Raw genomic sequence first — 4,070 nt, forward strand, 5'->3', positions numbered from 1 at the left:
TCCGACATGGGCCCGCTGCTGCTGGGCCGCATGCTCAACCTGAACGAAACGCAGTCCGGCGTGCTGAACCTGGTGTTCAAGATCGCCGACGACAACGGCCTGCTGCTGCTCGACCTGAAGGATCTGCGGGCGATGCTGCAGCACGTCGGCGAGAACGCCAGCCAGTTCACGACCGAATACGGCAACATCAGCGCCGCCAGCGTCGGCGCGATCCAGCGCGGCCTGCTGCAGATCGAGACCCAGGGCGGCGACAAGTTCTTCGGCGAGCCGATGCTCAACATCGCCGACTTCATGCAGACCGAGGGCGGCAAGGGGGTGGTCAACATCCTCGCGGCCGACAAGCTGATGAACTCGCCGCGCCTCTATGCCACCTTCCTGCTGTGGCTGCTGTCGGAGCTGTTCGAGCAGTTGCCCGAGATCGGCGACCCGGAACAGCCGAAGCTGGTGTTCTTCTTCGACGAGGCCCACCTGCTCTTCAACGAAGCGCCCAAGGCGCTGGTCGAGCGCATCGAGCTGGTGGTGCGGCTGGTGCGCTCCAAGGGCGTGGGCGTGTTCTTCGTGACGCAGAACCCGCTGGACATCCCCGATTCCGTCCTGGCCCAGCTCGGCAACAGGGTCCAGCATGCCTTGCGGGCCTTCACGCCGCGCGACCAGAAGGCGGTCAAGGCGACCGCCACCACCATGCGGCAGAAGCCGGGCCTGGACATCGAGGCGGCAATCACCGAACTCGCGGTCGGCGAGGCGCTGGTGAGCTTCCTCGACGACAAGGGCCGCCCGACCATCACCGAGCGGGTCTACGTGCTGCCGCCGGGCAGCCAGATCGGCCCGATCACGCCGGCCCAGCGGCAGGCGCTGATCGCCAGTTCGCTGGTGGCGGGGGTCTACGAGAAGTCGGTCGACCGCGAATCGGCCTACGAGAAGCTCAAGGGCCGCGCCGAGACCGCACCCGACGCGCCGGCCGGCAAGCCCGGCGCCGCCTCGGCGGCACCGGACACGGGCGGCATGATGGGCAGCCTCAACGAGATCCTGTTCGGCTCCACGGGCCCGCGCGGCGGCAAGCACGACGGCCTGGCGCAGACCATGGCGAAGTCGGCCGTGCGCACCATGGGCACCACGGTGGGCCGGGAAATCCTGCGCGGCGTGCTCGGCGGCATCTTCGGCTCCAAGACCCGACGCTAGCCTGCGGCCGGCGCCGGGGGGTCACCAGCGCAGCAGCCGGGGCCCGATCAGCGCACCGGCCACCACCGGCAGCGCGATGCCCGCGACATACCAGACCGCGATGTAGGGTGCCGCGAGCTCCGGGCAGTGAAAGGCATACACCATCGCGCCGGCGCCCCCGGCCAGCGCACCAGCCGCGGCGCCGGCCAGCGCCGGCCGGGTCGGCGCGAGGCCCTTGAGGGCCCACAGCAAGGCCGCGAACACCGGCAGCGAAACCACGCCGATGTCGACCGCACAGCTGCGCCAGGTCTGACCCCAGACCAGCGCCGCGCGTTCTTCCATCGGCGCCGACAGCAGCGCCAGCAGCGCGAGTGCCCAGATCAGCAGCACCGGCGCCGCGAGCCCGAGCCAGGCGCCTCGCACCCGCGCACCCGGACGCGCAAGGCGCTGCACGACCACGAATCCAGCCAGCGCGATGCCGGCGCCGAACAGCAGTCGGACCCAGAACATCGGCCAGAACATGGCCTGGACCAGGTCGCGGCGAACCCCGTACTCCATCACCATCCAGGCAATGGAAACGGGCAACCCGATCGCGAGCGCCACCAGCAACCGGCGCGACACCGCTCGCCGCGGCACCGGCGCCGCGTCTTCGGCCAGCATGGCGATGAGCTGGTCGGTTCTCATCGCGCCTCCCTGATCTTCTGCGCCAGCGCCTTCAGCCCGCGATGGACGCCGATCTTGACCGCCGATTCCGACATGCCGGTCAAGCGTGCCGTCTCGGCCACCGACAGGCCTTCGAGCTTGGTGTGGACGATCGGCAGCCGATGGCGGTCCGGCAGCGTCGCGAGCAACCCGGACAGGTCACGCCGCGCATCGCTGGCCTCGGTCGCCGAATCGGCGAACACGGCCAGGTCGTCGTCCAGCGGCTCGTGCAGCGCCTCGCGCCCGGCCTTGGCGCGCAGCAGGTCGATCATCTTGTAGCGCGCGATCGCGTGCACCCAGGCGGTCAGGGGCTGGTCGGTTTGGTAGGTGTGGCGCTGGTTGTGCATGGCGAGAAGGCATTCCTGGACCAGATCCTCCACCTCATCGGGCCAGCCGAACAGGCGCCGACCCAGGAACGCGCGCAGGTGCAAGGCGAGCTGCTGCAGGAACGCCCGATAGCTGGCCGCGTCGCCGGCGAGCCCGCGCACGAACAGGTCGTGCAGCCRCAGCTCCGCTTCGCTCTTCGCCATCGGGCTTCCCTTGGTCATTCGTGCGCCGGTTCGCGCCGGTTACAGGCGCAGTCAAGAAATCGAGTCCGCCGGATTGTGCCGTGCGCGCCGGATCGCAGCACGGACCCGCCCGTTGTCGGCAAATGGCGTATGCACCGGCTTGCCAGTTCGGGAAGCCATCGGTACATTGTGTTTTTTGAGGGCCTGCAATGTCTGTTGACACCGTTCCGACTCCTCCTGCCTCCTCTCTTGCCACCGCTTCCCAGCCCTCCTCCGACGCGGCACCGAACGAGCCGACGGCGCTCTCGCCGCCCCTTTCCGGCACGCCCTCCCAGCGCAGCCACATCCGCCTGACCTCTCACGCCGGCGGCTTCGGCGCTCTGCCGATCCAGTGGGGCGCCGCGACCGCGGCCGAGCGCGGCCCGGTGGTCGGCACCACCAGCAAGCGCGCCCATCGCAACGTCATCGGCACCCACAGCGGTTCCTACAGCGTCTATCGCGCGCTGGCCGTCGCCGCCGGCGCCCTGTCGCCGCACCACAAGGCCGACCTGACCAACACCTCGCCGACCGATGCGATCGGCCCCTATCCCCAATGGAGCGAACCCGGCCGGATCGTCTCGCTCGATCCCTGGGGGGCCGTGGTTGCCGACGCGTTCTCGGCCGAACTCGCGGCCGGCTACGACATCCGCCCGACCATCGCGATCACCAAGGCGCAYGTCATCCTGCCCGAGGTGATCGAGGCGCTGCACAGCGGGCGCCTGAAGGCCGACGGCAAGTTCCTGACGGCGGGCGGCGCCGCCATGGTCACCAAGGCCGCGGTCGAACCCGTCTGGCACCTGCCCGCGGTCGCCCAGCGCTTCGGCTGCTCCGAAACCGAACTGCGCCGGGTGCTGTTCGAAGAGACCGGCGGCATGTACCCGGAGCTCGTGACCCGCTCCGACCTCGAGGTCTTCCTGCCGCCGATCGGCGGCCAGACCCTCTATATCTTCGGCAACCCGCGCGACCTGGCCAACCCCGAGGTCGAACTCACCGCACGCATTCACGACGAGTGCAACGGGTCCGACGTCTTCGGCTCCGACATCTGCACCTGCCGCCCCTACCTCACGCACGCGATCGAGGAGTGCATCCAGGGCGCCCAGCGCGGCGGCGTCGGCCTGATCGCCTACTCGCGCAAGGAAGGCCGGGCGCTCGGCGAGGTCACCAAGTTCCTGGTCTACAACGCCCGCAAGCGGCAGGTCGGCGGCGACACCGCGGACCAGTATTTCGCCCGCACCGAGTGCGTGGCCGGCGTGCAGGACATGCGCTTCCAGGAACTGATGCCCGACGTCTTCCACTGGCTCGGCATCCGCAAGATCCACCGGCTGGTGTCGATGAGCAACATGAAGTTCGACGCCATCACCGGCTCGGGCATCGAGATCGGCACCCGGGTCAACATTCCCGACGCACTGATCCCGGCCGACGCCCGGGTCGAGATGGACGCCAAGATGGCGGCCGGCTATTTCACGCCCGGCGCCGTGCCGGACGCCGAGGAACTCAAGAAAGCCAAGGGGCGGGGGCTGGATCAATGAGCCGCCGGGCCGCTCCCAAGGCGAATACCGGAGTGCGAAGCGCGGAGGTCATCCAATGAGCGGCAACAACTACGGAATGGACCCGGAGCGCCCGACCGCCAACCCCGGCGTGCGCAGCGCCGACGCCGAAGGC

At 69.4% G+C, this 4,070-nt stretch carries 4 protein-coding genes; 2 read left to right on the forward strand and 2 right to left on the reverse strand.

Annotated elements, in window-relative coordinates; translation table 11 throughout:
- Positions 1-1,179 (forward strand): helicase HerA-like domain-containing protein (locus tag AC1D2K_RS31190; protein WP_478093868.1); only part of this gene is annotated, 1,179 nt, incomplete at its 5' end.
- A 21-nt stretch (positions 1,180-1,200) separates the two neighbouring features.
- Here AC1D2K_RS31190 and AC1D2K_RS31195 read toward each other — a convergent pair.
- Positions 1,201-1,842, reverse strand: coding sequence for an NrsF family protein (locus tag AC1D2K_RS31195; protein ID WP_478093869.1), 642 nt, complete (start codon positions 1,840-1,842; stop codon positions 1,201-1,203).
- The gene (locus AC1D2K_RS31200; RefSeq protein WP_478093870.1) at positions 1,839-2,390 is read right to left on the reverse strand and encodes a sigma-70 family RNA polymerase sigma factor; all 552 of its coding nucleotides are present in this window, start codon (positions 2,388-2,390) and stop codon (positions 1,839-1,841) included. Before AC1D2K_RS31200 ends, AC1D2K_RS31195 begins: the two co-directional genes overlap by 4 nt.
- A 188-nt stretch (positions 2,391-2,578) precedes the next feature.
- Between AC1D2K_RS31200 and AC1D2K_RS31205 the strand changes: the two genes are divergently transcribed.
- Entirely contained in the window at positions 2,579-3,937 is a 1,359-nt protein-coding gene (locus AC1D2K_RS31205) for a GTP cyclohydrolase II (protein ID WP_478093872.1), read from the forward strand.
- The last annotated feature ends 133 nt before the right edge of the window (positions 3,938-4,070 follow it).

The organism is Variovorax sp. P1_H12_2 (assembly GCF_056405335.1).